At 62.1% G+C, this 1,577-nt stretch carries 1 protein-coding gene; it reads right to left on the bottom strand.

Going from position 1 to position 1,577, the window contains the following annotated elements; genetic code table 11:
• The coding region (locus NJG22_RS24360; protein WP_253098478.1) for an RHS repeat domain-containing protein at positions 1-1,561 on the bottom strand (1,561 nt) is incomplete at its 3' end.
• Positions 1,562-1,577 lie beyond the last annotated feature (16 nt).

The raw sequence follows: 1,577 nt of genomic DNA on the forward strand, positions 1-1,577 counted from the left end.
CGGTGACGTAGGTGAGGCGGATGTTCTCGTCCCACTCCAGGCGAATTTCGTAACTGCCATCATCGGCCCACTCGCGAATCGCCTTGGCGTCGAAGGCACTGCCATCCCACTGCAGGTTCATCCCACGACCGGTGCGGTCGGTGTAACGGGTCACCAGATGGTTTTGGTACTGGTAGTGCCAGGCCGCACCCTGTTCATCCTGGGCGGCGAGCAAGTCGCCCTGATCATCGTAGTGGTAGGCACACAGCTGACGCAGTGGCTGACCATCGCGCATTTCCCACAGGCCGGTAATATGGCCCTGTTCATCGATCAGCGTGCCCAGGTGGCGCAGGACGTCTTTCACATCGCCCTGGAAGGTGATGATATCCGACAGCACCGGACGCCCTTCGTGGTGATGCTCGTAGTGCAGCATGCAGCCCGCGTCGTTCTGCAGCAGGATCTTGCGCAAGTAATAGCGATCACCCACGCGCAGGTAATACTCCTTGCGCACGAAGCCACGGCAGATCACCAGCTCATCGTCGCTGCTGCGTACCAGCAGCAAGTCCTCGATGGCGTTGAACAGCGACTTGCCGGCCTTGGGCAGTTCGAACGCATGGCTGCGACCGTCGAAGTCATGGAACAGCAAGCCCTTGTCGAGCACATCGATACGCGTGGTCAGGGGCGTCACCCAACGGGCGCCCAGACAGCCCTGGTCATATTCGGCCAGGCGCGAGTGGTAGATGCGCTGCCACTCGATGGGGAACGCGCCCGGCAAGCTGAAATCGGTGTGGATGATGAATTCCGAGCCGATGGCGAAACTGATGTGGCTCGGGCTGTGGGCGGGTGGTGTAGGCCGGGGAATCGGGCAGCTTTCCTCGACAGGGCTGGTCGAGGCGATCGCATCATGTTGGCTATCCGACTTGCCCAGTTCCGAGTGCGATTTTTCCCGATCCACATGGGTAACGGTGCCGGGCTTGCTCACCCCGGACTGCCCGTTCTTGTTGCGTTTGCGGAAGCCCTTCACCGCCCCGCCCAGCACCGTCAGCATCCAACCGATGCTCATCTGCGTGCCGGGGTCCGCTAGCTTGTTCAACTGCCGGGCCATCTCCGGCCCTAGTGCGCGCAACTGGCCGGTGTTGGCCAAGACTTTGGTCTTGATCTGATCCGGCAGCAACTTGCTGGTGGCGCTGTTGGCCAGCCCTTTACCGGCGGCCTTGTAAGCACTGTGCACGGCACCAAAGAAGTTGCTGAAGGCCGCCTTGGGGTCGTTGAGCAGTTTGTCGGCGGCAGCCGACATCTGCTTGCCCGCCTTGTCGCGGTCGCCCTTGGCGTCCAGTTGCCCGAGGGTGACCTTCTCAAGGCCCGTGGCGATCTCGCTGGTCATCTTGGTGCCCAGTGCACCGGCATCGGCGAGGATCTCGGCGATCTTCGGCTGGGCCTGTTTGACGAAGTCGTCGATGGTCCCGGCGATGGTGGCGTTGAGGTGGCCGATCAACACCGTGATCAGCGAATCACCCAACAGCATCTTGGCGCTGTTGCGCAGTTCCTGGCGCACCAGGAACAGGGTCGGGCGCAGGCTCATGCGCGCCGCGGCCATG

The sequence above is a fragment of the Pseudomonas sp. VA159-2 genome (assembly GCF_024126635.1).
Classification (GTDB): Bacteria; Pseudomonadota; Gammaproteobacteria; order Pseudomonadales; family Pseudomonadaceae; genus Aquipseudomonas; species Aquipseudomonas muyukensis.